Raw genomic sequence first — 26374 nt, 5'->3', positions numbered from 1 at the left:
GTCACCGGTCCAGGCTCTGGGCGAACTCGGAGGCCCAGTAGGTGATGATCTGGGTGGCGCCCGCGCGGTGGATGGAGGCGAGGCTCTCGCGGACGACCTGGTCGCGGTCGATCCAGCCCTTGGCGGCGGCCGCCTCGACCATGGAGTACTCGCCGGAGACCTGGTAGGCGGAGACGGGCACCTGCACGTGGTCGGCGATGAGCCGGACGATGTCGAGGTAGGCGAGCGCGGGCTTGACCATCACCAGGTCGGCGCCCTCGGCGACGTCCAGCGAGACCTCCAGGAGGGATTCGCGGATGTTGCCGGGGAACTGCTGGTAGCCCTTGCGGTCGCCGCGCAGGGTGGACTCGACGGCGTCCCGGAAGGGGCCGTAGAAGTGCGAGGCGTACTTGGCGGAGTAGCCGAGGATGGCGACGGACTGGTGTCCGGCCTGGTCGAGGGCCTCGCGGATGCGGCGCACCTGGCCGTCCATCATGCCGCTGGGGGCGACGATCTGGGCGCCGGCGTCGGCCTGGACGACGGCGGCCCGCGCGTACAGCTCGATGCTGGCGTCGTTGTCGACGTCGCCGTGGGCGTCCAGGACGCCGGTGTGGCCGTGGTCGGTGTACTCGTCGAGGTTGATGTCGCCGATGACCACGGTGGAGTCGCCGACCTCGGCGGTGACGTCGCGCAGGGCGACCTGGAGGATGCCGTCGGGGTCGACGGCGCCGGTGCCGGTGGGGTCCTTGTGCTCGGGGATGCCGAAGAGGATGAGCCCGCCGACCCCGTTGGCGACCGCCTCGGCGGCGGCCTTCCGGAGGGTGTCGCGGGTGTGCTGGAAGACGCCGGGCATCGAGGGGATCTCCCGGGGCTCGGTGAGGCCCTCGCGGAGGAAGAGGGGCTGCACGAGGTTGGCGGGGCCCACCCGCGTCTCGGCGGCGAAGCGGCGCAGGGCGGGGGTGCGGCGCAGTCGGCGGGGCCGGTAGTAGGGGGCGGCGGGGTCGGTGGCCGCGGTGTTGCGGCCGTAGGCGTCGTACGTCATGAGCGTGACTCCTTCGAGGGCGTGGCGGCGTGCGGGTGCGGAAGCGGGGGCGGGTACACGGCATCTCCTAGAGGGCCTCGCCGAGGAACACCTGCTCCAGGTGCTTGGCGACGGGTTCCTCGGGGCGGCTGAACCAGTAGCCGTGTCCGCTGCGCTGGAAGAGCTTCAGCTCGCCGAGCTGGACGAGGGTCTCGGCGAGCTTGACGGCGAGGCCGGCGGGGTCGATCACCGGGAGGCCGTGCAGCTCGTGGATGCCGAGGTGCCAGAGGATCTCGTTGGGGATGCCCTCGGCGGGGATGATGACCTCGGCGCCGGCCCGGGCGGCCCGTTCGGCGGCGGCCGAGTACACCTCGACGAACTCGTCGAAGTCCCCTTCGAGGGAGCGGTGTACGGAGTCCCAGCCGCCGGGGACGACCTCGTACGAGCTGAGCGAGGACTCCAGGCGGTAGTGGCGGATGTTGGCCCGGATGGGCTCCTCCAGGGGCGGCATGAAGCCGAGGACGCCGAAGCGCTGTCCGGTGAGCGCGGAGAGGAAGAACGCCGTCTCTCCGTAGCCGAGGGTCGGGATGGAGGCGAGGTGGCGGGCGTCGCGCAGGCCGGGGTCCTGTCCGGCGGCGATCACCCAGGCGTCGTAGCCCTCGCGCTCCGCGACGAGGGCGGACTCGGAGAAGTGCCGGCTGAAGAGGACCTGGGCGGAGTGGTGGCCGACCAGGCCGAAGGGCGTGCGGTCCGGGTAGGTGTCGGCCGGGAGGGTCTTGATGTCGACGGTGGTGCCGGGTGCGGCGATCGCGTCGAGGTGCTCCCGGTACCACTGGTCGAGCAGTGGGAGGCGTCCCTCAACGGTGTGCTTGTGAAACCAGATCCGCATGTGCGTCACCTTTCAGGGGTCGTGGTGCGACGTCGAGAAGTGATGCCTTGAGCAGGTAGTCGCGGGCCGCTCGGGGGTCGGTGGCGGTGCGCCGCAGGGCGGTGAGCCGGGCGGGGAGTCCGCCGGGGTCGTCGAGTCCCGCCGTGCGGGACTCGCTGCGCGGGATGACCGCCGACTCGACGACGGAGCGCCGTCGCTCCAGGGCCTCGTCGAGGAGGGCCTCGCCCGCGGTGTCGCCGTGCAGGACGGCGGCGAGGGCCCGGCCGGTCTCCACGGCGTCGTGCAGGCCGCAGTTCATGTTCATGCCGCCCGCGGTGGACGTCAGATGGGCCGCGTCCCCGGCGAACAGCACCCGGCCGGCCCGGTAGCGGGGCAGCAGGAAGCGCGCGAGCCGGTAGGTGTGCGCGTCGGCGACGCGCACGGCCCGCCCGGCGGCACCCGGAAGGGCCTGTGCGACCCTGGCCCGTACGGCGTCCGGGGCGAGCACCCCGGCCCGGTCGGTGCCGCGCGGGATCCGGAAGATCAGCCGCCAGTGGTCGGGCATCCCGAGGGCGCTGTACGAGGCCCGCGGGTCGCGGACGTACGCCAACGGGGCCAGGCCCGGGACCAGTTCGTCGAGCGGGGTCTCGGTGACCACGCGGAGCGCGTAGTCCGGGTACTCCTCGGCCGTCCCCGGCAGTCCGGCGAGTTCGCGCAGCCGGCTGCGGCTGCCGTCCGCCGCCAGGACGTACGGGTGGTGGCTGCGGGTGACCCGCCCGGCCGCGTCCTCGGCCCACAGCCGCACCCCCGCGCCGGTCTCCTCGGCTCCGGTGACCGTGGTCCCGAACCGCACGTCGGCGAGGCCGGTCGCGGTCAGTTCGGCGAGCAGCAGCGGGGTGAGCCGGGCCTGTTCGACGTGGAGCCGGTACGGGTGCGCGGTGTGCCCGGCGAGGACGGCGTAGCGGAGCTCCGCGTGGACACCGCCGTCCAGGTCGCGCCACTGGACGCGGTCGACGGTACGGCCCTGGCGGCGCAGGGCCGCCGCGACGCCGAGTTCGTCGAGCAGGTCGAGGGTGGCCGGGTGGAAGGTGGAGGCCCGCGACTCGCCGGCGAGCTCCTCCCGCGCCTCGAACAGGGTCACCGGCACCCCGGACCGGGCCAGCACGAGCGCGGCGGCGAGCCCGACGGGGCCGGCGCCGACGACGGCGACCGGCGGGAGGGCCGCGGGTCGGCCGGTCGGGGGCGGTCCGGCCGCTTCCGCCGGGACGGGCCTGCCGTTCACGAGGACGCCACGACGGCGGAGCGGGCTCCGGAACCGGCTCCGGTCCGCTCGGCGAGCCGGCGCAGCAGCGGGTGGGCGTCCGGGCCGCCCGCCGGGAGCCCGAGGGTGTCGCGGGCCCACCAGGCGCTCGCCAGGTTGGAGCTGAGGAGGGTGTGCCCGCCGTCCCGGCCGAGCTCGGCCAGGGCGTCGAAGGTGAACATGCCGGTGCCGGTGAACAGCAGCACGGCGTCCTCGGGCAGTTCGGCCTGCCGCACCTGTGCGACGAGTTCGCCGGTGGTGACGTCGTACGGGGAGAAGCGGGCGCCCGCCCGGATCTTGACGACCCGGTCGACCTCGAGGCCGGCCGACTCCCAGTAGGCCTGGGACAGCTCGGTGAGCCAGGGCTCGTACGGGGAGATCAGGACCAGCCGCTCGGCGCCGACGGCCCGTGCGGTGTCCAGGATGGCGAGCGCGGCGGACCGTACGGGCGCTCCCACCCGCTCGGAGAGCCGCGCGCACAGGGCCAGGTCGCCGTCGGGCGTGAGGAGGTAGTGCGATCCGGTGCAGGCGACGACGGCCGCGTCGAGGCGCAGTCCGCCGAAATTCCCCAGCACTTCGGGAAGCAGGTCGTTGTACTCCTCGAGGCGTCCGCGCAGGTCCTTTCCGGGAAGCACCGGAAATCGCGAGGTGTGCACATTGAATTCGGGGTGTACGAGGCTGCCGATCTCGGGTTCGGCCGCGGCGTTTCCCGAGGGAACCACCACGCCGATTCGTGGCGCCGAATGCAGAGCCATGAACGAGTCCCTCCCATCCGTCGTTGTCGATGACACGACCGTAGGGCCGGAACGATCCGCACATCGATACGGGATTCCGCACCCGCCCGCCGGTCGGGGAATGCGGAAATACGGAAGGCGCCGCACCGTTGTCGCGGTGCGGCGCCGTCTCCGTGCGAAGCGGGATGCGAAAGGGGGAATTCAGTGGGTGCGGGCCGCCTCGGCGACGAGCTCGTCGATCTTCGCGCGGCGGGTCAGCCCGCCGTTCACGGCCCAGTTCCCCTCCGGGACCTCGTGGACGACGAGCCAGACCACGGTGTCGGGCCCGGTGGCGTCCCGGACGTGCCGGGTGACCTCTGCGGAGAGGGCCTCGTTGCGCTCGGCGGTGAGGAAGCCCTCCAGCGGCGTGACGACGACCAGGACGCCCGGCGGCGAGCCGGCGCCGGTGGTGGCGAGGCCCTTGTCCGCTTCGCGGACGTAGACCCAGGTGGCGGCGGCGAAGAACTCGGTGCGGGGCAGCTCCATGGCCGTCAGCACGGAGTCGGCGACCCGCTGTTGCAGGACTCCGGCGGCGGCTTCGGAGAGGGTGCCCTCGGGAACGGTCAGCTCGACCAGCGGCATGGTGGATCCCATCGTGGAGGTGGCGGGTGCGAAGGTCGGCCGGGGCCGACGGAGGGACGTCCGGGCCCCATGGGGCGCCGGGGTCCGGCCGCGGGGGGGTGGAGGCCGCTCCGGGGCGGGCGACGATCGGTCGACCCAGGTGCGGGGCGACGACCGGTCCGCCTCGGGGCGCGTCGACTACCGGGGCGGGGCGAGGATCGCCCCGCCCCGGGGCGGGGCGACGACCGGCCGCCCCGGGGCCGGGCGACGGTTCAGCAGGCCAGGGCGGCCTCGAACCGGTCGATGGCGGCGGCCAGTTGGGCGCGCCGGCGGATGTCGAGCTTGCGGTAGATCCGAGTGATGTGCAGCTCCACGGCCCGGGTGGACACCGTGAAGGACTCGGCGATCTGCTTGTTGGTCAGGCCGTCGAGCATCATCGTGGCGATGCGGCGCTCGTGGGCGGTCAGCTCCTCGCGGGCGCGTGCCGGGACGGTCGGTGCGACGGGCGCCGGAACGCCCCCGCGTATTCGCTCGTGGGTCCCGGCTCCGCCGGTGGAGCGCTCGAGCCCGGCCAGCACCACGTGCCCCATGACCGCGTTCCATTCCCGGACCCGCAGTTCCCCGATCACCCGGGCCTGTGCGTACGGGTCGGCGTACAGCACCCGTAAGAGGGTGCGGCGGTCGGCGGCCTCACAGACGAGGAGTTCGCCGGTGCCGTCCCGCCAGGGGCCGCCACCGAGCAGGATGCCGCGCGCGGCCATCCTTTTCCAGTAGGTCCGGTGCGCCTCTCCGCAACTCGACCGGTCCGTCTCATTTCCACGGAAAACGAGTTCGACCACAAAAGCCACTGACGACTCCCCCATTAAGGCCGGGTGTTTCCGATTCCGACGCTACCATCCGCCACCGGCCCTAATAATGAACACCGTGTTGCGGTCGGCGGCCCGGCATTCTCGGGGATCGGGTGCCGGGCCCGAAAAGGGGAATGACGTCCACCCGGCCGCCGAAAACGGCCGGGTATCGCCTTGCGTTGCCGAATTTCGCCGGTGGGCCTCTCGGGGTCTCCGGCAGGTCGTGGCCGGAAAGGCCTTATTCGGCCGCCGCCGTCGGTACGGGGGCCGCCTCGGGCGCCGGCGGGGCCGGTGCGGGCTTCGGCTTGCGGCGGAGCAGGCCGGTGGCGGCGAGCACCGCCACCGCCCCGGCCCACACCGTCCAGCCGAGCGGCTCGCTCAGCACGGCGGCACCGAGGACCACGGCGACGGCGGTCATCAGATAGGTGACGGTGGAGGCCACGGTGGGCCCGTCCTTGATGATCAGCTCGAAGTTGAGCAGCGCGGCGAAGCCGGTGCAGACCACGCCGAGGACGAGGACCGCGACCACCGAGTCGGTGCGCCAGGTGACGGTCTGGAGGCCGAGGAACGGGAAGGCGGCCAGGAGCAGCACGGTGGCCGCGCTGAGCTGGCCGCCCGCCAGCATCAGGGGCGGAATGCCCCTGCCCACGAGGAACTTGCCCATGTAGGCGAAGCTGGCGCCGAAGCTGATCGAGCCGAGCACGAAGCAGAGGATGCTCCAACCGCTGCCGGCGGAGGCCGAGTTCCACGGCGACGCGATGAGCGCGGTGCCGCCGAGGCCGAGCAGGACCCCGCCCGCCTTGAGGCCGGAGACCTTCTTCTCCTGGCCGAGCAGCAGGGCGGCCGCCAGGGTCCAGATCGGCGCGCTGCCGTTGACCACGGCGGCGACGCTGCTGGAGCCGGCGATCTCGCCCTCGGCGTACAGGGTCCACGGCACCGCGTTGCCGAGCAGCGCGGCGACGGTCAGGTGGCCCCAGGTGGCGGCCTCCCTGGGCAGCCGGAGCCCCTTGGCGTATCCGATGGCGAGGATGACGACGGCGCCGAGCGCGAGCCGGATCAGGACCATCTGCACGGGCGAGAAGCCGTGCCCGGCGATCTTGATCCAGAGGAAGACGGAGCCCCAGATCAGGCTCAGCGCGGCCAGCCGCGTGTACGTGGCTTTGGACATGGGTGTTTCCCGCTCTACGAGAAGAGGAGTGAGGGAGGAGGGGTGGGGACGCGCGCCCGGCGGTCCGCGGTACGGCAACGAGCCTCGCACCGGGGTCCCGGCGGGTCCAGCAACGGCTCGTGGACGGTACCGTCCACGAGCCGTGGAGAATCGCGTTCCGCCTGCTCAGGCGGCGACGGCCGCCCGGGCCACGGTGCGGAGGGCGTCCAGGACGGCGGCGATCTCCGGGGAGGTCTGGCTGCCCTCCCGAACGGCCGCGAAGACCGTGCGGGACGGGGCCTGTTCGCTGAACGCGCGGATCGTCACCTCGGGCCGCGGCGCCGGCTTGGCCAGGCGCGGGACGAGGGCGACCCCGAGGCCGAGCCGCACCGCCGCGAGCGTGGCGTCCCAGTCGCCGATGGCGTGGGAGGCCTGCGGGGTGAAGCCGGCCGCCGTACAGGCGGCGACGCCGATGTCGTGGCACATGCCGGTGGTGGCGAAGATCCAGGTCTCTTCGGCGAGGTCGGCGAGCCGCAGGGTCGGACTGTCGAGGAGCCGGTGGCCCTGCGGCAGGGCGATGTCGAAGGGGTCGGCGCAGAGCGCGACCCGGTGGAACCGGCCGTCGAGGCGGCCGTCGTCGCCCGCGGGGCCCGGATTGCTCGTGGTGTCCGCGGAGATGACGACATCGGTCTCGCCGCGGTGCAGCAGGGAGAAGCTCTCCGGCGGGTCGACCTCGGCGAGCGAGGTCCGCAGCAGCGGCCGGGTCTCCCGCAGCCGGGCCACGGCGGGAAGGATGAGCGCCGACAGGGTGGTGGAGAAGCCGGCCACGCCCACCTCGCCGCGCTCGCCGCCCTGGTGGGCGGCGAGCTCCGCGCGCATCTGCTCGACCTGGGTGAAGACGGCGTCGGCGTGCCGGAGCACGATCCGTGCCGCGCCCGTGAGCCGCAGTCGGCGTCCGGACGGTTCGGTCAGCGCGACGCCCAACTCCCGCCCGAGGGAGCTGATCTGCTGCGACACGGCCTGCGGGGTGAGGTGGAGCGCCTGCGCGGCGGCGCTGACGGTGCCGCGCTCGCTGAGCTCCCGCAGCACGCGCAGCTTGCGCAGGTCCGGATCGGTCACGTCCCGCACCCCCTCCCGCTCCCGCCGTGCGGTCATCGTACGCAGCCGGCGTCCACGTCGATGACCTCCTTGACCAGTGTCTCCAGGACGTCGAGGTCCCGCGCGGTGCGGCCCGCCTCGCGGCGGTCGCCCGGGTAGGTGGGGTCGAGGACGACGGCCTGGGCGCCGATGTCCTGGAGCAGTCCGAGGTCGTCGGCGATCTGCGCCCGGGTTCCTTCGCCGAGGAGCCGGCCGGGGCCGAGCGGCCGGGGGGTGACCCGGAGTTTGATCCGGGGGCACAGGGCGGGGACGGGACGCTCCTGTTCCTCGGCGACCTGGCGGAGCGCGGGCAGTCCGACGCCGAGCAGCCAGTCCCCGGAGACCGAGGTGGGGTGCCAGGCGTCGCCGAGCCGCACGGCCCTGCGCAGCGCGCCGTGGCTGTGCCCGCCGACCCAGACGGGCGGCCCGGGGCGCTGCACGGGCAGCGGCCCGGTGTGCACCTCGCGGAAGGAGACGTGGGCACCGTCGAAGGAGGCGACCTCGTCGGCCCAGCAGGCCTTGACGGCGGCGAGGTACTCGTCGCTGATCGCGCCGCGCTTGCGGTACGGCACGTCGAGGACGGCGAACTCCCGGGCGGCCCAGCCGGCCGCCGCGCCGAAGACGAGCCGCCCGTTGCTGAACCGGTCGATGTTGGCGGCGACGCGGGCGGTGTGCACGGGGTGGCGGTACGGGAGGATCGTCACCGTGGTGCCGAGCCCGACGGTCCTGGTGACCCCGGCGAGCCAGGCGAGGGTCGCGAAGGGGTCGTAGAACGGGGCGGGGAAGAGGTGCTGGACGTCCGGGGTGAGCGCCACGTGGTCGGAGACCATGGCGTAGTGGTAGCCCATCGACTCGACCCGCAGCGCCCAGTCGGCGAGGGCGTCGGGGGTGGCCTCGGGCCCGTAGTTGGGCAGATTGACGCCGAACTTCACGGCGTTCTCCTTTCCGGGGACGTCGCCGCGGTCGCGTCCGCGGTCCCGTCCCCGTGCGTGACGTCGTTCGTGGGGTGCGGTCCGGGCCCGGGGTCGCGCCGGGCCACGGCGAGGTGGAGGAGGACTCCCGCGAGCGCGACCCCGGCGGCGGGGAGCGGGAGCAGGCGGGCGTCGAGCCCGTGGGCGAGGGCGAGGCCGCCGAGCGCGGAGCCGACCGCGCCGCCGAGGTAGGTCGCGGAGCTGTTGAGGCCGACGGCCGCGGCGCCGGCGGCGCTCCCGGGGGTGTCCTGGGCGAGCAGCCGGTGCTGCTGCGGCACGACGAACGCCCAGCCGACGGCGCCCCACAGGAGCAGCGGCAGCAGGACGAGACCGGGGGCGGCCCCGGCCCACGGCAGCACGGCCAGGGCCGCGCCGAGGGTGCCGAGCAGGGTGACGGAGAGGAGCGCGGGTCTCCCGGTCCGGTCGACGAGGGCGCCGGCGAGGAGGCTGCCGCAGACCCCGCCGATCCCCCAGACCCAGAGGTACGGGACGGCGCTCGTCACCCCGGCGCCCCGGTGCAGGACCGCTTCCAGGTACGTGTAGAGCCCGAGGCTCGCCACGGTCTGGGTGAAGGTGACGGCGACCACCACGGCGACTCCGGGCCGGGCGAGGGCGCCGAGCCGGGCCCGCAGCGCGGGCGCGGCGGCTCCCCGGACCGCCGGGAGCGCCGTCGCGACGCCGAGCAGCGCGAGCAGGCCGACTCCGGTGATCAGCCACAGGGCCGCCCGCCAGCCGGAGCCGGCCGCGACGAGCAGTCCGAGCGGCACCCCGAGGACGGTGCCCGCGCTCATCCCGCCGAGGACCGTGCCGAGGGCGCGCCCGCGCCGTTCGGGCGGGACGAGCGCGACGGCGGCGGTGGCGGCGGCCGGGGTGAAGAGGCCCGCTCCGGCGCCGGCGAGTGCGCGGCCGCCGAGGAGTTCGGCGTAGGAACCGGCCAGCGCGGTCCAGGCGTTGGCGGCGGCGAAGACGACCAGCGCGGTCACGATGACCGTACGGGTGCCCCAGCGGGCGAGCACGGCGGAGAGCAGCGGCGCGGCCAGCGCGTAGCAGAGGGTGAAGGCGGTGACGGACTGCCCGGCGAGCGACACGGAGACGTGCAGGTCGGCGCCGATGGCCGGGAGCAGCCCCGCCATCGCGTAGGCGTCGGTCCCGACGGCGAAGGAGCCGAGTGCCAGCAGGGCCACCGCGCGCGTACCGCCCATCACCCACCCCCTCGTCGTGCGTCTCCGTGCGCTCCGCGGGGACGTCCTGGGGACGCTACCGACCGGGCGCGGCCGCGACGGCCCTGACCGCCGAAGTGGGTTCGGGGTTCCGCAGCCTCCGGTCCCCGTGCCGCTGGATTCGGCCGGTCACCGGCCTACGGTGGATCCCTCCAGGAACGCCAGGAGGGAGTCCACCGTGCTCGACCTGTCCGTCATCAACGCGATGTTCCCGCCCGATCTGCCGGAACCGGCCGACTGGGAGCGCCGGTTCGGCCCGCGCGCCCTGCCGGACGGCGCGGAGGTGACGCGGTTCGCCCCGAGCCCCACCGGACACCTGCACATCGGCGGCCTGTACACGGCGGCGGTGTCCAGGGCGCTCGCCCACCAGTCGGGCGGTGTGCACGTGCTGCGCGTCGAGGACACCGACCGCTCGCGCCGGGTGGCGGGCGCCGCGGAGGAGTTCTCGCGGCTCCTCGGGGCCTTCGGTCTCGCGCCCGACGAGGGCGGCGCCGCCGGGGACGGCCCGTGGGGCCCGTACCTCCAGTCGGAGCGCCGGGACGTCTATCTCAGCCATGTGCGCGAGCTCCTGCGAACGGACCGCGCCTATCCCTGTTTCTGCGGCAGGGAGCTGCTGGCGCGGAGCGGGGAGGAGCAGCGGGCGGGCCGGTCCCCGCTGGGCTACTACGGCCGCTGGGCGCCCTGCCGGACGCTCGCGCCGGAGGAGGCGGCGCGCCGGATCACGTCCGGCGAGCCGTACGTGGTGCGGTTCCGCTGCCCGTACGAGTTCCCCGGCCGGGTGCGGTTCGCCGACCGCATCCGCACCTCCGTCACCATGAGGGACAACGGCAACGACATCGTGCTCCTCAAGTCGTCGCAGGAGGAACTGCCGCTGCCCACCTACCACTTCGCACACGTCGTGGACGACCACCTGATGCGGGTGACGCTCGTCGTGCGCGGCGAGGAGTGGCTGTCCTCGACCCCGGTCCACCTCCAGCTGCACACCGCGCTCGGCTTCGAGCCGCCCGCGTACGCGCACCTCGCGCCGCTGATGAAGGCCGAGGGCGCCTCGCGCCGCAAGCTGAGCAAGCGCAAGGACCCGGAGGCGTCGGTGGACTACTACCTGTCCGCCGGCTATCCGCCGGCCGCCGTCCAGCACTATCTGCGCGGTCTGGCCAACGCGCGGCTGATGGACGTCCCCACGGCCGAGGCGCTCGCCGCCACCGTACGGCTCGACGGGATGCGCCCGTCGGGCCCCCTGCTCGACCTGCCCAGACTGCATTCCCTGAGCCGGGAGTTCATCGCCTCGCTGACGCCGGAGGAACTGTACGCCCAGCTCCTCGCCTGGGCCGAGGAGTACGACCCGGAGCTGGCGTCCGTCCTCGCCCGGCACGAGCGGCCGGCCCTGGCGGCCATCGCGGTGGGCCGGCCGGACGGCGCGCCCGCCCGGAAGGACCTGGAGCGCTGGTCGTGCTTCCGCGACCGCTACGGCTTCTTCTTCGCCGAGCTCTTCGGCACGGCGCCGGCCGCGGGGGACGACCGCTACGGCGGGCTCGCCCCGGATCTGGTGCGCGGGATCGCCGCCGGTTTCGCCCAGAAGGGCGTGGGGGCCACCACCCCCGAGGAGTGGCACGCCACGCTCGCGGAGGTGGCCGTGCGGCACGGCTTCGCCCCGGACACCGCCACCTGGCGCCGGGACCCGGACCGCTGGGCGGGACCGCCGAGACAGGTGGCCAACGTGGTCCGGGTCGCCCTGACGGGCGCCACCCGCAGCCCGGACCTGTTCGCCGTGGCCCGCGCCCTGGGCCGGGACGAGGTGCTGCGCCGCCTCACCGCCGTGGCGGGGTGAGGCGGCGCAGCACAAGGGGAGGCCTCGTCGAGCGAGTCCGCCGTGATCGACAAGGCACCCCCCGGGGGCGGTCGGCGGAGGGGGCGCCCCGCCGACCCGACGGGCACGGGGCGGTTCAGCCCAGCGGCAGGCTCCGGGTCGAGGCGCGGACGCCGGCCGCCGTCGGTGCGGGGGTCTTCATCAGCCCCTTGTCGCTGGAGCTCGCGGGCGCGGACGCGCCGACCGGGGTGGTGGTCATGGGCCGGTCGGCGGCGCAACGCTGCTTCTCCGCCGCGGACATGGGGCCGGTCCGCTGGAGCAGCCGGTCGGGCACGGCCCGGGAGGGGCCGTCGATGACGGCGTGCAGCCGGTAGTCGTCCTTCTTGCTGACGAACCAGCCCTCGACCCGCTCGCGGCTCGGCTGGAGCTCGACCCAGCTCACCTCGCCGGGCTGGATCCTCTCCACGACGGTCCGCTGGTCGCTGCTGAACCACTGCCAGGGTCGCTGCCAGCCCTTCTCGTAGGCGAGGGCGAACTGCGCGGCCATCGGCCGCTCCCTGGCCCGCTTCTCGTCCTCTTCCCGCACCCCGCTGGTGGGCAGCCTGGCCACCTCGTTGAGCGCCAGGCCCGCCTCGGCGTACGTCTGGGCGATGCTGTCGTGGCTGCGTTCGGCGTACGAGAGGAGCCGGCTGTGCTCCAGGGTGTTGCGGGTGCAGTTGACGAAGGCCTCGCCGACCACCCGCGCCTCGTCGTAGTAGCGGAAGGACGTCCGCGGATCCGGCCGGAAGACGCAGGCGTTCTCGCCGTTGCAGGCCGCTGCCGCGTTGTGGAGGGTGCTCTCGCGGTCGTTGCCCTTGTACGCCTCCGAGGTGCCGAGGCGCGTCTTGTCGACGGTCGTGTCGACGGCGGGCGGCACCTCGACCGCCCGGACACGGGCGATCATCGGCGAACAGGTCACATGGGTACGGGAGTCGGTGACCCGGGAGGTGAAGGTGAGCAGCGGCTCGTTCTCGCCGGCGGTGAAGACGTAGCTGCGGCCGGTCCAACGCCCCGGGCCGGGCTTGCCCTTGGTGCGGTCGGGGTCGCCGGCCGTGGTGACCTCCTGGACGGGTCCGCCGGAGCCGGTGACCGCGTACGGCTGGCCGTCGACGACCTGTTCGCCGGTGCACTCCTTGGAGACGGCGGGGCTGTCCTCGTAGGTGACGGTCACCCGCGCCCCGGCGCGTACCCCGCGCAGCCGCTGGCTGAGGGTGTTGCCGTCCTTCTGGAGGGCGACGCCGTGGGAGGCGTCGGTGCGGCCCGAAGCGGCGGGAGAGTAGCGCTGGTTGAGGCCGGTCCAGAAGTCGATGCCGACGGTGGTGGGGCCGTCGCCCTTCATGACCGGGTCGGCGAAGTCGCCGTTGAGGACCGGGACGGCCTGCTCGGCGGCGGCCTGTGCCGCGTACGAGAGGGGGACGAGGGGCGGGAGCAGTCCGGCGGCGCCGAGGACGACGAGGGCCGGGAGCGTGGTGCGGTTCATGCTGGTTCTCCTCCCGGGTCAGGACGCGTCGGCGGGCAGGACGACGGCGCGCTTCGGCTGGGCGCCGGGCGGCACCGCCCGCGCGGCGGGGACCTCCACGGCGGGGGCCGGGCCGGGGCCGGGAGCGGGGGCCGGGCCGGGGCCGGGAGCCGGTGTGGGGGCGGTGTTCCCGGCGGGCCGCGTACCCCCGCAGACGCCGGCGGGTGCGGCGTACGTCTGGGCGATGAAGCTGCTGCTGGTGACCATCGAGGGGCTGTCCACGACGATGCCGATGATCCGCTGCCCGGTGTCGGCGACGAGGCTGCCGGCCACGCGCCGCATGGCGGCGCTCGCTCCGAAGACGAGCATGTCGTGTGCCTTGACGGTGGACTTGTAGACGGTGGTCTCGGTGGTCTCCGTGGTCCAGGACTTGGAGTACGTGGCCTTGAAGGCGGCCTCGAAGGCGAGCTTGGCGCTCATGGAGCCGGATGCCTTGGCGCCGCCGGAGACCGAGGTCTTGGTCCCGTTCGTCGAGGTCGGCCCGTCCTTGAGGTTGGGCGTCTTGTTCTCGCTGGTGATGTCGTTGGCGAGGGTGGTGCTGACCTCGCCGGAGGCGCTGACCGTGCCCTCCGCGGCGATCTTCCCGGAGATCTCGCCGCCGATGTTGTCGGTGGTGCCGGTCCTCAGGGTGACGGTCCGGTCGACGGCCATGTCGCTCTGGGTGCAGTTGATCACCGCGTTGCCGAGCGACTTCACGGCGGTGACGTACTCGCGGCCCAGCTTGGGGTCGATGGTGAAGGTGCAGGCGGAGCGCTTGGTGCGGCAGCGCTTCAGCACGTCCTCGATTTCGGCCGGGCGTCCGTCGGCGGTGAGGGCGCGGGGGACGGGCGTCTCGCCCGGCCCCTCCTCGGCGGAGGCGCCGACGGGCGCGGCGAGAGGGGCGGCCGCGCCGGCGGGCGGGGCGAGGGACACCGCGGCGAGGCCGAGGAGGACGGAGAGGGCGGGCAGCAGTGCGGTGCGATGACGGCACGCGGGCATGACGGGGATCCCTTCGGGACGGAGGGGAGTGGGTGGGGACGGATGCGGGGGGACGGATACGGGGGAATCGGGGCGGGACGTGTGCCGGGCGCGGCTCAGCCGCCCAGGAGGCCGCAGAGCTGGTCGACCGGGAAGGGGGACTGTCCCGGGTCGGTGGAGCCCTGGGGCAGCGAGCCGGGGAAGGACTCGCAGGTCGAGGTCACGGCCTGGGCCGCGTTGTCGCTGGGCGCGGTCTCGTTCGAGGAGATCGTCTCGGTCATGTCCTTGAGGCCCTGCTCCTCGGCGGCGCCCTTGCCTCCGGTCAGCTTGCCCATGCAGGAGGACGAGTCGGGCGGGCACTCCTTGAGCTTCTCCTCGGCCGCCTTGATGTCCTTGTCGGCCTGGCCGGCCGACTCCTGGGTCTTCTTCTGCTGTTCCTCGATCTCCTTGGCCTCCTTGGCGTTGGCCTCCTTGTCCAGACAGGCCTGGTCCTCCGGCTTGCACTCCTCGGCGTGCGCGACGGAGGCCAGGGGCAGGGCGAGGGTGGCGGCGAGGACGGCGGCGGTCAGCACACGACGTGCCGATGCCTTCAGCGCGGGCATGGGAACTCCCTTGGGACAGGGGTGGGTTGGTCGGCTCGGTCGGGGGTGCCAGGGGCGGACAGGGGACTGTCCTCAAGATCACCGAGCGCATCCCGACGCTAGCCGCCGGGGCCCCGGCGCCCCGGCACGACACACGGCGCGGCGCGTGCCCGCGGGCCCGCTCACCACTTCGGCGGAGCGCACTCGGGGCCGCCCCGAAGGGCCTGGTCAGGGGTGTCGGCGAGCTGTCCCGGGAGCCGGCCGGTCCACCCGTTCGTAGGGAATCGCGGCGACGGCCGAGAGGGCGGGCGGCCGTGCGCGGACGGGGCCCTCACTCCCCCGGCCGCCGCCGTTCGGCGGCCCGCCGGATCCGACCGCGACGGCCCCCGCGGAGCGCGTCCGGAGGGCGAACGCGCCCCCGGGAGCACAGCTCCGAACGGGCGTCCGTCAGACGGGTGTTTCAGCGGGTCCGGCTCGCCGCGGTGATCGTTCTCGGCCAGTCTGCTCATGTGCCCGGCGGCCCGTCCCGGTCGCCGCACCCGGCCATGGGCGCCCCATGCCCAAGGGCCCGGCACGGCCTGTCCGCATGACCCGCGCCCGACCCGTGTGCGCCTCCGCCCTCCCCCGCGGAGCCACCGGCCGACCGGGCGCAGCGCTCCCGTATGTCCCCGTCGAAGGAGAGCAGAGCCATGTCCCGTACACGCCGCAGTCCCCTGCGTACGCCCTTCCCCCGGAGGCCCTGGGCGACCGCAGCCGTCGTCACCGCGGCCGCCGCGCTCGCCGCCGTACCGGCCCTCGCCCCGGCCGCGAACGCCAACGAGGGCAACCCGACCGTGCTGAGCTGGGGCGCCGGCCGCACCGGCCAGCTCGGCAACGGCACCCTGTCCGACAGCCTCAGCCCGTCCTCGGTGACCAGCCTCTTCCGCGGCGACGTCGACCAGCTCTCGGCCGGCGGCACCTCATCGGCCGACTCGTTCGCCCTCGCCCGCACCGACAAGACGGTCAAGTCCTGGGGTCACAACTCCTCGGGCCAGCTCGGCAACGGCGGCAACACCAACCAGACCGTGCCCACCACCGTCCCGCGCCTGACCAACATCAAGGACATCGCGGCCGGCGGGAAGCACGCCCTCGCCCTCGACACCGCCGGCCAGGTCTACTCCTGGGGCGACAACGCCTACGGCCAGCTCGGCAACAACCGCACCGGCGACAGCCGCACCGTCCCCGACCGCGTCCAGGGCATGCCCAAGGTCAAGCAGATCTCGGCCGGCTGCGACTTCAGCCTCGCCCTCCTGGAGAACGGCAAGGTGTACGCCTGGGGCCGCGGCATCCACGGCCAGCTCGGCACCGGCAACCGCGCCACCAGCTCCGTACCCCGGCAGGTCGTCGGCCTGGAGAACATCGTCGAGGTCGACGCCGGCTGCCATCACGCCCTCGCGCTGACCGCCGACGACACGGTCAAGTCCTGGGGCTACAACCTCTACGGCCAGCTCGGCAACTCCTCCACCCAGTCCTCCACCCTCCCCGTCGACGTCGACTGGGTGGAGGGCGTCTCCGACATCGAGGCGGGCGCCTTCCACAACTACGTGAAGACCAGCGACAGCCACGTCTGGGGCTGGGGCAACAACCAGTACGGCCAGCTCCTGGAGTCCGACGAGGCCTTCGACTCCAACGTCTCCCGCACCAACCGCACCGCCCCCGTCGAGATCCCGCGCCTCGAAGGCGTCCAGCACCTCGCCGCGGGCGCCCGGCACGGCGTCGCCGTCACCGCCGACGACGTCTTCACCTGGGGCCACAACGGCGAGGGCCAGCTCGGCAACGGCACGACGGTCTCCCGCTACGAGTCGGTGAAGATCCTCAACGAGGGCTCGGCGATCAAGGACGTGGCCGTGTCCTTGGGCGGCAACACGACGTACGCGTACTGAACCGGGGTGCGCTCCGATGACGTACGCGTTCGTACGGGCACTCGCCGCACTCGGCCTCGCGGCGCTCGCCACCACACCGGCCCACGCCGCACCCCGTGACCCCTGGGTACGGGCCTGGGGCCAGAACAACGCGGGGCAGCTCGGAAACGGCTCCACGCTCGACCAGCCGACCCCCGCGGCGGTGACCGGCCTCGCCCGGAGCGACGTGCGCGAGGTGACGAGCGGCGGCTGGACCGCCGACCAGGTCTTCGCCCTCGCCCTCCTGCGCGACGGCACCGTCCAGTCCTGGGGCGGCAACGTGAACGGGCAGCTCGGCGACGGCACCAAGGTCAACCGGTCGTTCCCGGCCGCCGTCGCGGGCCTCTCCGGCGTCTCCGACGTCGCGGCGGGAATCGACTTCGCCGCGGCCGTCCGCGGCGGACGGGTCCTGAGCTGGGGCAGCGACGCCTTCGGCCAGCTCGGCGACGGCCTCCCCGACGTGGCCGCGCCCGCCACCCGGCCCGTCGCCGTCCAGGGCCTGACCAGGGTCGAGGCCGTCTCGGCGGGCTGCCAGTTCGCCGTGGCCCTGCGCGAGGACGGCACCGTGTGGAGCTGGGGCCGGAACGACGAAGGGCAGCTCGGCGACGGCACCACCACGGACCGCGGCACCCCCCGACGGGTGCCCGGCCTGACGGATGTCGTGGCCGTCCGGGCGGGCTGCCGCCACGTACTCGCCCTCACCGCCGACCACACGGTGAAGTCCTGGGGCCGGAACGGCAACGGCGAACTCGGCAACGACGACACCGCACCCAGCTCCACCCCCGTCGACGTCGGGAACCTGGCCGACGTCACCGAGGTCTTCGCGGGCCCGTACCACAACTTCGCGATCCTGGCGGACGGCGGCGTCCGCGCCTGGGGCGCGAACTGGGCCGGCCAGCTCGGCGACGGCACCCAGGTCAAACGCACCACGCCCGTCCCCGTGCCCGCACTGAGCGGCGTCTCGTCCCTGCTCGCCGGCTACGCCCACTCCCTCGCCGTGCTCGACGACCAGACCGTCCTCGCCTGGGGCGCGAACGACGTCGGCCAGCTCGGCGACGGCACCACCACCCCCTCCCCCGCTCCGGTCGTCGCGCTGCCCCCGGGCAGCGGCACGACCCGCCTCGCGAGCGCCACCGCGTGGAAGACCAGCTATGCCTACTGAACCCCGAAAGGTTCCCCCGATGTCCCCCACCCTGCGCAGCACCCTGCTCGCCGCCCTCACCGCGGCCACCGCCCTCGCGGCCCCCGCCCTCCCCGCCCACGCCACCCACGCCGGCACCGACCCCTGGGTCCGTGCCTGGGGCGAGAACGCCCAGGGGCAGCTCGGCAACGGCAGCGTCGTCGCCCAGCAGACCCCCGCCGCCGTCACCGGCGTCACCCGCGACGACGTTCGGGAGCTCTCCGCCGGCGGAGGCGGCGCGGCCGCGGCAGCCAACCCCTTCGCCATCGCCCTCCTCAAGGACGGCACCGTGAAGAGCTGGGGCAACAACGCCACAGGGCAGCTCGGCAACGGCACCACCACCGCCCAGTCCTTCCCGGGGACGGTCGCGGCCCTCTCCGGCGTCAGCGAGGTCTCCGCCGGCCTCAACCACGCCCTCGCCGTCAAGGGCGGCCGCATCCTCGCCTGGGGCAGCAACGCCTCCAAGCAGCTGGGCACCGGCCAGGACACCACCAGCCCGTACAAGATCCCGATCCCCGTGCAGAGCCTGGACAAGGTGAAGGACGTCGGCGCGGGCTGCGACTTCAGCGTGGCCCTGCGGCAGGACGGCACCGTCTGGACCTGGGGCAAGGGCGACAACGGGCGGCTCGGCACCGGGAACAACACCACCCGCGAGACCCCGCAGAAGGTCCCCGACCTCGCCGACGTCGAGTCGATCGCCGTGGGCTGCGACCACGTCCTCGCGCTCACCGCCGACGGCGCCGTCAAGGCGTGGGGCAAGGGTGCCGAGGGCCAGCTGGGCAACGACTCCACCACCGACAGCAACAAGCCCGTCGACGTCGCCTACCTCGACGCGGTGGCCAGGATCTTCGCCACCTCGGCGTCCGGCTTCGCCGTCCTCGACGACGGCAGCCTGGCCGGCTGGGGCAAGAACACCGATCGCCAGCTCGGCGACGGCACGGCCGCCAACCGCACCACCCCCGTCGTCCTGGACGCCGTCAAGGGCGTCCAGAGCATCGCGGGCGGCGCCGACTTCACCGTGGCCGCCCTGGACGACGGATCCGTCATCGGCTGGGGCGCCAACGGCGCCGCCCAGCTCGGCGACGGATCGACCGCCAACCCCACCGGCACCACCACGGCCCTCCCGCCCGGCAGCGGCATCACCCAGGTCGCCACCACCATGACGGGCAAGTCGGCCTTCGCCTACTGACGCCCGCCCCACCAGGCGCGCCAAGCACCGCGCACTCCCGCGCGCGGGCGTCGGCGCGCCCCGGGGCCGGCCGTGCGCGCCGGCCCCGGCCCGGCCGCCGGGCACACCGCGCAGTCGTGCCCGCACCCGCGCGGCCCCCTCGCCGGGGCCGCGCGGCACTCCTGACGGGGTCGAGCCTGGTCAGGGCCGGTGGTGAGCTGGCAGGATCGCGGCATGTTCGCCTCGCTCTCCCGTGCCGCCCGCCGCCGTCTCCTGGCGGTCTCGGCCGCGCTGCTCGCGGTGTGCGGGGTGCTGGTGTGGTGGCTGGTCCCCTTCGGGCCCCCCGCCCCGAGCGGCTCGGTCACGTTCAGCACGGGTGTCCCCACCGGCGTCTACCAGCAGTACGGGGAGCTCCTCAAGGGGGCTCTGGCCCAGGACCTGCCCGAGGTGTCGATACGGCTCACGGACAGCGAGGGGTCGCAGCAGAACCTGGCCCGGCTGGCATCGGGCGAGGCCGACTTCACGATCGCCACGGCCGACGCCGTGGCCCAGTACCAACGGGAGCGCCGGCCCGGCTTCGAACGGCTGCGCGCCTGCGCACGGCTCTACGACGACTACGTCCAGCTCGTGGTCCCCAGGGACTCCCCCGTCCACAAGGTGCAGGACCTGAAGAACCGCCGGGTCGGCGTCGGCCAGGACGGCTCCGGGGTACGGCTGATCGCCGACCGGGTGCTCGCGGCGGCGGGGATCACGCCCCTCCGGGACATCGAGCCGGTCGCGGCGGGCATCGACACCATGCCCGACCTCCTGGAGCAGGGCCGGCTCGACGCCTTCTTCTGGTCGGGAGGCCTGCCCACCGAGGCCGTGCAGGCGCTCGCCGACCGCTTCCTCGTCCGGCTGATCCCGCTGGACCCGCAGGTGATCGACCGGCTGCACGACGTCGGCCCGTCGACCCGCCACTACCGGTCGGCGGTGATCCCGGCCGACGCGTACGCGCAGGCGCAGGACGGCCGGCCGATCGACACGCTGGCCGTGGCGAACCTCCTGGTCACCACCGACAAGGCCGATGTGGACCTCGTCGAGGGATTCACCCGCACGGTGATCCGGAGCCGCGACCGGATCGGCGCCCAGGTCCACCCCGCCCAGCTCGTGGACCTCCGCACCGCCGTCTACACCGAGCCCCTCCCCCTCCACGAGGGTGCCCGCCGCTACTACCGCTCGGTGAAGCCCTGAGGCCATGAGGCCCTGATGACTCGATGTCCCGACCCGTACGCCGGCGCCTCCGGGAAGCCCTGAGGGCCGGAGGTCCCGCCCCGTACGCCCGGCCTGGAGGTCCCGCCCGTACGTCCGCGCCTCCCTGGAACCCTGGGGGCTGGAGATTCCGCCCCGTACGTCTACGTCTTTGTGAAGCCCCGGCCCGTCCCGGGGCCCCGGTCGCGGTCCGCGGGGGCGTGGCGGGGGACGGTGACCGTCACGCGCAGGCCGTGGGGTTCGTTCGGGGCGAAGGCGATGCCGGCGCCGCCCGCCGTGAGCAGGACGCGCGTGATGGACAGGCCGAGCCCGGAGCCCTTGATGTTCTGGTGCCGGCCGGAGCGCCAGAAGCGGTCGCCGACGCGGGCGAGCTCGTCCTCGGTGAGACCGGGCCCCTGGTCGGCGACGACGACGTCGACGCTCTCCCCGGCCGGGGAGACCGCGACGGTGACCGCGACCTCCTCCCCGGCGGGCGTGAACTTCAGCGCGTTGTCGATCACCGCGTCGAGGGCGCTGGAGAGGGCCACGGGGTCGGCCCACGCGGTGACGGCCGCGCACTCCCCGGAGAGCAGGACGCCCTTGTCCTCGGCGACCGGCCGCCAGGACGCGACGCGCTCGCCGGCGAGCGCGCCGACGTCGGTGAGGCGCAGCTCGGCGGCGGCGTGCTCGGCGAGCGCCAGGTCGAGGAGGTCGTCGAGGACCTGGGCGAGGCGCTTGCCCTCGGTCCGTACGGACGCGATCTCCGCGTTGCCCTCGGGGAGTTCCAGGGCGAGCAGCTCGATGCGCAGGAGCAGTGCGGCCAGCGGGTTGCGCAGCTGGTGGGAGGCGTCGGCGACGAAGGCCCGCTGCTGTTCGAGGGCTTCCTCGACGTTGTCGGCCATCTCGTTGAACGAGCGCGCGAGGCGCTGCAGTTCGGGCGGCCCGCCGGCCGCGGCGACCCGGGAGTTCATCCGCCCGGTGGCGATGTCGTGGGTGACGGAGTCGAGCACGCGCACCGGCCGCAGGACCCAGCCGGTGAGCCGGAAGGCGGCGCCGACCGCGAGGAGCATCGCGGCGGCCTCGCCGGCGAAGATCACCAGCCAGCCGCGCAGGACGCGCAGACGGAGGTCTCCGGTGGGCGAGTCGGTGACGACGACGGCGACGACGTCGCCGTCCCGGACGACCGGGGAGGCGATGGTGAGCCGCGCGTGGCGCTGCCAGGGCCACACCTGGGGCGGGTCGTGGCTGCGGCGGCCGAGGAGCGCCTCGTTGAAGGCGCGCCGGCCCTCCCCTTCGGAGGGGGCGGTCCAGTCCTCGGGGGCGGCCGCCATGGCGCGGTTGTCGCGGTAGAAGATCCCGGCCCGGATGCCGTACACGTCGTGGTAGCTGGCGAGTTCGCCGCTGAGGGTGGTGCGCCGCTCGTCGGTGCCGGGGCTGCTCTCGTTGACGAACTGGGCGAGGGCGGCGAAGCGGGCGGCGTCGTCGAGCCGGTCGACGACGACCCGCTGCTGCTCGGAGGCGGCGAGGCTGGCGGCGAGCGGGAAGCCGAGGGCGAGGAGCACGCCGGCCATCAGGACGATGAGGAGCGGGAGGAGTCGGGTACGCACGGTTCGGTGTTACGCGGCGGGGGCGACGAGGCGGTATCCGACGCCCCGCACGGTCTCGATGAGCGCCGGCATCCGCAGCTTGGAGCGCAGGGAGGCGACGTGCACCTCCAGGGTGCGGCCGGTCCCCTCCCAACTGGTGCGCCAGACCTCGCTGATGATCTGTTCGCGGCGGAAGACGACTCCGGGGCGCTGGGCGAGGAGGGCGAGCAGGTCGAACTCCTTGCGGGTGAGGGGGACGGCCTCGCCGTCGACGCTGACCCGGCGGGTGGGCAGTTCGATCGTGACGGAGCCGAGGCGCAGCTGCGTTCCGTCGGCGGCGGCGGACGGGCCGGTGCTCTCGTCGGGACCGGCGTTGCGCCGGCTGACGGCGTGGATCCGGGCGAGGAGCTCACCGGGGTCGTAGGGCTTGACGACGTAGTCGTCGGCGCCCAGGTTGAGCCCGTGGATCCGGGAGCGCACGTCGCCGCGCGCCGTGACCATGATCACGGGGGTGGTGGTGAGCTTCCGGATGCGGCCGCAGACCTGGTAGCCGTCCTGGTCGGGCAGGCCGAGGTCGAGCAGGATCACCCCGTACGACGGGCGCTCGCCCTGCGCGGTGGGCAGGACGGCCTGCAGGGCCTCCTCGCCGTTGCGGGCGTGCGTGACCGCGAAGCCGTGCTTCGCGAGGATCGCGGAGAGGGCGGCGGCGACGTGGTCGTCGTCCTCGACGAGCAGCAGTCGCATGCGTACCTCCTCCGTGGTGATCTGTTGATGGCGGCTCTCTGTGTACCAGGTGGTACCAGGGCATGAACACCGAACAGGGGTGTCACAGTCAAGTGTCCCCCGGTGACGCCGCCGTTTCCGTTATGCAGCCGGTACGGCCGGGGGCGGGGCGTTCACACACCGTGCCCGGTCGCGGCCGGATCGTTATCCTCAATTTCCGCTCAGATGTGATGACGGTCGTCACATCAGGTCTCTAGTGTCCTCCCCAACCGAGGAGGACGGAGCAAGAGGCCGATGAGCGGAGAGTCAGTGTCCAAGGGTCCCCAGGACACCCCGCGTGCGGCGGACGACCTGGTCGTACTGTCCGACGTGAACAAGCACTTCGGCGCACTGCATGTCCTCCAGGACATCGATCTGACGATCACGCGCGGCGAGGTCGTGGTCGTCATCGGGCCCTCCGGGTCCGGCAAGTCGACGCTGTGCCGCACGATCAACCGGCTGGAGAGCATCGACTCCGGCACCATCACCATCGACGGCAAGGCCCTTCCGGAGGAGGGCAAGGAGCTCGCCCGGCTGCGTTCCGACGTCGGCATGGTCTTCCAGTCGTTCAACCTCTTCGCGCACAAGACGGTGCTCGAGAACGTGATGCTGGGCCAGATCAAGGTCCGCAGGACGGAGAAGAAGGCCGCGGAGGCCAAGGCCCGCGCCCTGCTCGACCGGGTCGGGGTCGGCACCCAGGCGGACAAGTACCCCGCGCAGCTGTCGGGCGGCCAGCAGCAGCGGGTGGCGATCGCCCGCGCGCTCGCCATGGACCCGAAGGTCATGCTCTTCGATGAGCCGACCTCGGCCCTCGACCCCGAGATGATCAACGAGGTCCTGGAGGTCATGCAGCAGCTGGCCCGGGACGGCATGACGATGGTGGTCGTCACCCACGAGATGGGCTTCGCCCGGTCCGCCGCCAACCGGGTCGTCTTCATGGCCGACGGCCGCATCGTCGAGCAGGCGGCGCCCGAGGAGTTCTTCAGCAACCCGCGCAGCGACCGCGCCAAGGACTTCCTCTCCAAGATCCTTCACCACTGAGCGAGTTCGGATCTACGCTTCCCAACTCACGCCTACTCAAGGGACTTTCCTCCATGAAGCTTCGCAGCACCTCCGCCGCCGCCGCGGCCGCCGTCGTCCTCGCGCTGACCGCCACCGCCTGTGGAGGCGGCTCCGACTCCGGCAGCAACGGTGACAAGATCACCGTCGGCATCAAGTTCGACCAGCCCGGCCTGGGCCTGAAGACCCCGGACGGCACGTACGCCGGCTTCGACGTCGACGTCGCCCGTTACGTCGCCAAGGAGCTCGGCTACGCCGAGGACAAGATCAACTTCAAGCAGGCGCCGAGCGCCGAGCGCGAGAACCTGATCAAGAACGGTGACGTCAAGTTCGTCGTCGCCAGCTACTCGATCAACGACAAGCGCAAGAAGGAGGTCGACTTCGCCGGTCCGTACTTCCTGGCCCACCAGGACCTGCTCGTGCGCGCCGACGACAGCTCGATCACCAAGGTCGAGGACCTCAACAACAAGAAGCTCTGCTCGGTCACCGGCTCGACCTCCGCGCAGAACGTCAAGGACAAGCTCGCCCCGAAGGCCGACCTTCAGCAGCTCGGCGGCTACTCCGAGTGCCTCACCGGCCTGGAGAACAAGGCCGTCGACGCCCTGACCACCGACGACTCCATCCTCGCGGGCTACGCCTCGCAGAAGGAGCACGCGGGCAAGTTCAAGCTCGCCGGCCTCCGGATGAGCGACGAGAAGTACGGCATCGGCGTCAAGAAGGGCGACGACGAGCTGCGCGGCAAGATCAACAAGGCGCTGGAGAAGATGGTCTCCGACGGCACCTGGGAGAAGCTCGTCAAGCAGCACTTCGGCCCCTCCGGCTACAAGTACGAGGCCGCGCCGAAGGTCGAGAACTGACCTGACCCGCTCCGGTCGTGACGGCCGCCGCTCGGCGGCCGTCACACCGACACCGGCCGCTGCCCACGCACCGGCCGTCACACCGACCGACCACCAGGGGAGAGCGCGGGCATCGTGTTCGACTTTCTTGATTCCGGGCAGTACGACCTGCTCGGCGCCTTCTGGGTGACGGCGCAGCTCGCCCTCTACTCGGCGATCGGCTCGCTGATCTGGGGCACGGCCCTGGTCTCCATGCGGGTCAGCCCGGTGCCGCTGATGCGCGCCTTCGGCACCGCGTACGTGAACATCGTCCGGAACACTCCGCTGACGGTCGTCCTCGTCGCCTGCCTTCTCGGCCTCAACCAGACACTGCTCATCACACTCGGCGGAGAGCGCTCCGAGGGCATCGGCTTCCGGCTCGCCGTCCTCGGACTCGTCGCGTACACCGGCACGTTCGTCTGCGAGGCGCTCCGCTCGGGCATCAACACCGTCCCGGCCGGCCAGGCCGAGGCCGCCCGCGCGCTCGGCCTCAGCTTCACCCAGGTGCTCACCCTGGTGGTCCTCCCGCAGGCCTTCCGCGCGGCGGTGACCCCGCTCGCCAACGTCCTGATCGCCCTCACCAAGAACACCACCGTGGCGGCCGCGATCGGCGCCGCCGACGCGGCGTTCCTGATGAAGGAGATGATCGAGAACGAGGCCGACGCGCTGTTCGCGGTCTTCGCGATCTTCGCCTTCGGCTTCATCGTCCTCACCCTCCCCACCGGCCTGATCCTGGGCTGGGCGGCCAAGCGACTGGCGGTGAAGCGATGAGCTCCGTCCTGTACGACACCCCCGGCCCGCGCGCGAAACGGCGCAACCTCCTCTACACGATCGTCTTCCTGGCGGTCCTCGGCCTGGTCTCCTGGTGGGTGCTCGCCGCCCTCGCCGACAAGAACCAGCTGGCCGCCGCGAAGTGGAGTCCGTTCGTCACCGACTCCGAGATCTGGACGACGTACCTGCTGCCCGGTCTCACCGAGACCCTCAAGGCCGCCGGCCTCTCCATCCTGATCGCGCTGCCCCTCGGCGCCGCCCTCGGCATCGGCCGGCTCTCCGACCACCGCTGGGTGCGGGTGCCCGTCGGGGCGCTCGTGGAGTTCTTCCGTGCCATTCCCGTGCTGCTCCTGATGATGTTCGCCAACCAGGCCTACCGGGAGTTCACGACCGTCAGCTCCGACTTCCGGCCGCTGTACGCGGTGGTCACCGGCCTGGTGCTCTACAACGCCTCGGTGATCGCCGAGGTCGTCCGGGCCGGCGTGCTCTCGCTGCCCCGGGGCCAGGGCGACGCGGCCGTCGCGCTCGGCATGCGCAAGGGCCAGACCATGCTGTACGTCCTGCTCCCGCAGGCCGTGACCGTCATGCTGCCCGCCCTGGTCAGCCAGCTCGTCGTCATCGTCAAGGACACCGCACTCGGCGGCGCCCTGCTCGGCTTCGCCGAGCTCCTCAGCCAGAACCGGCAGATCACGGCCAACTACGGCGCCAACACGATCGCCACCCTCACGGTCATCGCCCTGATCTACATCGTCATCAACTTCGCCCTCACCAGCTTCGCGAGCCGCCTGGAGCAGCGCCTGCGGCAGGGGCGGAAGACCTCGGCGGTGCCCCTTCCGGCCCAGGCCGGAGCCCCCGAGGAGAAGTCGAAGGCCGTCATCGACGCCTGACGCCGAAGAGGCCTGCGGGACCACAGGGGTGGGCCGGAGCGGTACCGACTCGATGTCGACCGCACCGCGCCCACCCCGTCGCTTGACGCAAGCACCCTCAGTGGGTTGCATACGGTCTGTGATCAACCACCGGGCTCGTGCCACACTCAGCTGTGCTGCCCCCATGACCGTCCGGCCTACAGGAGCCG

24 protein-coding genes are annotated in these 26374 nt (G+C 73.1%); 9 read left to right on the top strand and 15 right to left on the bottom strand.

Translation table 11 applies throughout. From position 1 onward, the window contains the following. Nucleotide 1 precedes the first annotated feature (1 nt). From hemB to AC067A_RS22020, 10 genes are all read right to left on the bottom strand, one after another. Nucleotides 2-1021: a porphobilinogen synthase gene (hemB, locus tag AC067A_RS22065; protein ID WP_479244190.1), complete on the bottom strand. Its 1020-nt coding sequence runs from the start codon at nt 1019-1021 to the stop codon at nt 2-4. A 67-nt stretch (nt 1022-1088) separates the two neighbouring features. Beyond that, nucleotides 1089-1889, bottom strand: a complete 801-nt coding sequence (locus tag AC067A_RS22060; RefSeq protein ID WP_017237779.1) for an aspartate/glutamate racemase family protein — start codon at nt 1887-1889, stop codon at nt 1089-1091. Next, a complete protein-coding gene (locus tag AC067A_RS22055; protein ID WP_479244189.1) occupies nt 1858-3150 on the bottom strand; it encodes an FAD-dependent oxidoreductase in 1293 nt (430 codons plus the stop codon). Before AC067A_RS22055 ends, AC067A_RS22060 begins: the two co-directional genes overlap by 32 nt. Next, nucleotides 3147-3923 carry a maleate cis-trans isomerase family protein gene (locus AC067A_RS22050; RefSeq protein ID WP_479244188.1) on the bottom strand — a complete coding sequence of 259 codons (777 nt, stop codon included), beginning with the start codon at nt 3921-3923 and terminating at the stop codon, nt 3147-3149. The genes AC067A_RS22055 and AC067A_RS22050 overlap by 4 nt, the downstream gene beginning before the upstream one ends. A 180-nt stretch (nt 3924-4103) precedes the next feature. After that, entirely contained in the window at nt 4104-4523 is a 420-nt protein-coding gene (locus AC067A_RS22045) for a tautomerase family protein (protein ID WP_479244187.1), read from the bottom strand. Between the two features lie 251 nt (nt 4524-4774). Continuing rightward, nucleotides 4775-5365 (bottom strand): LuxR C-terminal-related transcriptional regulator, encoded by a 591-nt coding sequence (locus AC067A_RS22040; protein ID WP_479244186.1) that lies wholly within the window; start codon nt 5363-5365, stop codon nt 4775-4777. 223 nt (nt 5366-5588) lie between these two features. After that, nucleotides 5589-6518 (bottom strand): DMT family transporter, encoded by a 930-nt coding sequence (locus AC067A_RS22035; RefSeq protein ID WP_479244185.1) that lies wholly within the window; start codon nt 6516-6518, stop codon nt 5589-5591. Between the two features lie 165 nt (nt 6519-6683). After that, nucleotides 6684-7652, bottom strand: a complete 969-nt coding sequence (locus AC067A_RS22030) for a LysR family transcriptional regulator (protein WP_479244184.1) — start codon at nt 7650-7652, stop codon at nt 6684-6686. After that, entirely contained in the window at nt 7649-8566 is a 918-nt protein-coding gene (locus AC067A_RS22025) for a TIGR03619 family F420-dependent LLM class oxidoreductase (RefSeq protein WP_479244183.1), read from the bottom strand. The genes AC067A_RS22030 and AC067A_RS22025 overlap by 4 nt, the downstream gene beginning before the upstream one ends. Continuing rightward, on the bottom strand, nt 8563-9807 hold the full coding sequence (locus tag AC067A_RS22020; RefSeq protein ID WP_479244182.1) for an MFS transporter: 1245 nt from the start codon (nt 9805-9807) through the stop codon (nt 8563-8565). The genes AC067A_RS22025 and AC067A_RS22020 overlap by 4 nt, the downstream gene beginning before the upstream one ends. A gap of 196 nt (nt 9808-10003) precedes the next feature. Between AC067A_RS22020 and AC067A_RS22015 the strand changes: the two genes are divergently transcribed. Further along, the gene (locus AC067A_RS22015) at nt 10004-11653 is read left to right on the top strand and encodes a glutamate--tRNA ligase (protein WP_479244181.1); all 1650 of its coding nucleotides are present in this window, start codon (nt 10004-10006) and stop codon (nt 11651-11653) included. A gap of 115 nt (nt 11654-11768) precedes the next feature. On the opposite strand, the gene AC067A_RS22010 is transcribed toward AC067A_RS22015, so the two are convergent. The 3 genes from AC067A_RS22010 to AC067A_RS22000 form a co-directional block, all read right to left on the bottom strand. After that, nucleotides 11769-13151, bottom strand: a complete 1383-nt coding sequence (locus AC067A_RS22010) for a hypothetical protein (protein WP_479244180.1) — start codon at nt 13149-13151, stop codon at nt 11769-11771. Between the two features lie 18 nt (nt 13152-13169). After that, nucleotides 13170-14168 (bottom strand): hypothetical protein, encoded by a 999-nt coding sequence (locus AC067A_RS22005; RefSeq protein ID WP_479244179.1) that lies wholly within the window; start codon nt 14166-14168, stop codon nt 13170-13172. 95 nt (nt 14169-14263) lie between these two features. Continuing rightward, a complete protein-coding gene (locus AC067A_RS22000) occupies nt 14264-14749 on the bottom strand; it encodes a hypothetical protein (protein ID WP_479244178.1) in 486 nt (161 codons plus the stop codon). A gap of 668 nt (nt 14750-15417) precedes the next feature. Between AC067A_RS22000 and AC067A_RS21995 the strand changes: the two genes are divergently transcribed. The 4 genes from AC067A_RS21995 (at nt 15418) to AC067A_RS21980 (ending at nt 20249) form a co-directional block, all read left to right on the top strand. After that, nucleotides 15418-16650, top strand: a complete 1233-nt coding sequence (locus AC067A_RS21995) for an RCC1-like domain-containing protein (protein ID WP_479244177.1) — start codon at nt 15418-15420, stop codon at nt 16648-16650. Nucleotides 16651-16666: 16 nt separating this feature from the next. Further along, nucleotides 16667-17830, top strand: coding sequence for an RCC1 domain-containing protein (locus AC067A_RS21990; RefSeq protein WP_479244176.1), 1164 nt, complete (start codon nt 16667-16669; stop codon nt 17828-17830). A 19-nt stretch (nt 17831-17849) separates the two neighbouring features. Further along, nucleotides 17850-19037, top strand: coding sequence for an RCC1 domain-containing protein (locus tag AC067A_RS21985; protein WP_479244175.1), 1188 nt, complete (start codon nt 17850-17852; stop codon nt 19035-19037). 213 nt (nt 19038-19250) lie between these two features. Beyond that, a complete protein-coding gene (locus tag AC067A_RS21980) occupies nt 19251-20249 on the top strand; it encodes a TAXI family TRAP transporter solute-binding subunit (RefSeq protein ID WP_479244174.1) in 999 nt (332 codons plus the stop codon). A 161-nt stretch (nt 20250-20410) separates the two neighbouring features. Here AC067A_RS21980 and AC067A_RS21975 read toward each other — a convergent pair whose 3' ends face one another. Together AC067A_RS21975 and AC067A_RS21970 are read right to left on the bottom strand one after the other, a co-directional pair. Beyond that, nucleotides 20411-21853 (bottom strand): sensor histidine kinase, encoded by a 1443-nt coding sequence (locus AC067A_RS21975; protein ID WP_479244173.1) that lies wholly within the window; start codon nt 21851-21853, stop codon nt 20411-20413. A gap of 9 nt (nt 21854-21862) precedes the next feature. Beyond that, nucleotides 21863-22576 (bottom strand): response regulator transcription factor, encoded by a 714-nt coding sequence (locus tag AC067A_RS21970; RefSeq protein ID WP_479244172.1) that lies wholly within the window; start codon nt 22574-22576, stop codon nt 21863-21865. A gap of 273 nt (nt 22577-22849) precedes the next feature. Between AC067A_RS21970 and AC067A_RS21965 the strand changes: the two genes are divergently transcribed. The 4 genes from AC067A_RS21965 to AC067A_RS21950 all read left to right on the top strand — a co-directional run bounded on the left by AC067A_RS21965 (nt 22850) and on the right by AC067A_RS21950 (nt 26186). Further along, nucleotides 22850-23635, top strand: coding sequence for an amino acid ABC transporter ATP-binding protein (locus tag AC067A_RS21965; RefSeq protein ID WP_479244171.1), 786 nt, complete (start codon nt 22850-22852; stop codon nt 23633-23635). Between the two features lie 53 nt (nt 23636-23688). After that, complete coding sequence (locus tag AC067A_RS21960) at nt 23689-24510, top strand: glutamate ABC transporter substrate-binding protein (RefSeq protein ID WP_479244170.1); 822 nt, start codon at nt 23689-23691, stop codon at nt 24508-24510. A 114-nt stretch (nt 24511-24624) separates the two neighbouring features. Further along, complete coding sequence (locus AC067A_RS21955) at nt 24625-25299, top strand: amino acid ABC transporter permease (protein WP_479244169.1); 675 nt, start codon at nt 24625-24627, stop codon at nt 25297-25299. Further along, nucleotides 25296-26186 (top strand): amino acid ABC transporter permease, encoded by an 891-nt coding sequence (locus tag AC067A_RS21950; RefSeq protein WP_479244168.1) that lies wholly within the window; start codon nt 25296-25298, stop codon nt 26184-26186. The genes AC067A_RS21955 and AC067A_RS21950 overlap by 4 nt, the downstream gene beginning before the upstream one ends. Nucleotides 26187-26374: the final 188 nt, after the last annotated feature.

This window comes from Streptomyces sp. NPDC043176 (genome assembly GCF_056436715.1).
This window is presented reverse-complemented; position numbering and strand designations above follow the sequence as displayed.

What these genes read in the sequence shown, in the direction of transcription:
- AC067A_RS22040 (WP_479244186.1), bottom strand. Translation starts at nt 5,365, where the DNA reads ATGGGGGAGTCGTCAGTGGCTTTTGTGGTCGAACTCGTTTTCCGTGGA.
- AC067A_RS21980 (WP_479244174.1), top strand. Translation starts at nt 19,251, where the DNA reads ATGTTCGCCTCGCTCTCCCGTGCCGCCCGCCGCCGTCTCCTGGCGGTC.
- AC067A_RS22010 (WP_479244180.1), bottom strand. Translation starts at nt 13,151, where the DNA reads ATGAACCGCACCACGCTCCCGGCCCTCGTCGTCCTCGGCGCCGCCGGA.
- AC067A_RS22020 (WP_479244182.1), bottom strand. Translation starts at nt 9,807, where the DNA reads ATGGGCGGTACGCGCGCGGTGGCCCTGCTGGCACTCGGCTCCTTCGCC.
- AC067A_RS21990 (WP_479244176.1), top strand. Translation starts at nt 16,667, where the DNA reads ATGACGTACGCGTTCGTACGGGCACTCGCCGCACTCGGCCTCGCGGCG.
- AC067A_RS22000 (WP_479244178.1), bottom strand. Translation starts at nt 14,749, where the DNA reads ATGCCCGCGCTGAAGGCATCGGCACGTCGTGTGCTGACCGCCGCCGTC.
- AC067A_RS22050 (WP_479244188.1), bottom strand. Translation starts at nt 3,923, where the DNA reads ATGGCTCTGCATTCGGCGCCACGAATCGGCGTGGTGGTTCCCTCGGGA.
- AC067A_RS22005 (WP_479244179.1), bottom strand. Translation starts at nt 14,168, where the DNA reads ATGCCCGCGTGCCGTCATCGCACCGCACTGCTGCCCGCCCTCTCCGTC.
- AC067A_RS22030 (WP_479244184.1), bottom strand. Translation starts at nt 7,652, where the DNA reads ATGACCGCACGGCGGGAGCGGGAGGGGGTGCGGGACGTGACCGATCCG.
- AC067A_RS21950 (WP_479244168.1), top strand. Translation starts at nt 25,296, where the DNA reads ATGAGCTCCGTCCTGTACGACACCCCCGGCCCGCGCGCGAAACGGCGC.
- AC067A_RS21995 (WP_479244177.1), top strand. Translation starts at nt 15,418, where the DNA reads ATGTCCCGTACACGCCGCAGTCCCCTGCGTACGCCCTTCCCCCGGAGG.
- hemB (WP_479244190.1), bottom strand. Translation starts at nt 1,021, where the DNA reads ATGACGTACGACGCCTACGGCCGCAACACCGCGGCCACCGACCCCGCC.
- AC067A_RS21960 (WP_479244170.1), top strand. Translation starts at nt 23,689, where the DNA reads ATGAAGCTTCGCAGCACCTCCGCCGCCGCCGCGGCCGCCGTCGTCCTC.
- AC067A_RS22045 (WP_479244187.1), bottom strand. Translation starts at nt 4,523, where the DNA reads ATGCCGCTGGTCGAGCTGACCGTTCCCGAGGGCACCCTCTCCGAAGCC.
- AC067A_RS21965 (WP_479244171.1), top strand. Translation starts at nt 22,850, where the DNA reads ATGAGCGGAGAGTCAGTGTCCAAGGGTCCCCAGGACACCCCGCGTGCG.
- AC067A_RS22060 (WP_017237779.1), bottom strand. Translation starts at nt 1,889, where the DNA reads ATGCGGATCTGGTTTCACAAGCACACCGTTGAGGGACGCCTCCCACTG.
- AC067A_RS22035 (WP_479244185.1), bottom strand. Translation starts at nt 6,518, where the DNA reads ATGTCCAAAGCCACGTACACGCGGCTGGCCGCGCTGAGCCTGATCTGG.
- AC067A_RS21970 (WP_479244172.1), bottom strand. Translation starts at nt 22,576, where the DNA reads ATGCGACTGCTGCTCGTCGAGGACGACGACCACGTCGCCGCCGCCCTC.
- AC067A_RS21985 (WP_479244175.1), top strand. Translation starts at nt 17,850, where the DNA reads ATGTCCCCCACCCTGCGCAGCACCCTGCTCGCCGCCCTCACCGCGGCC.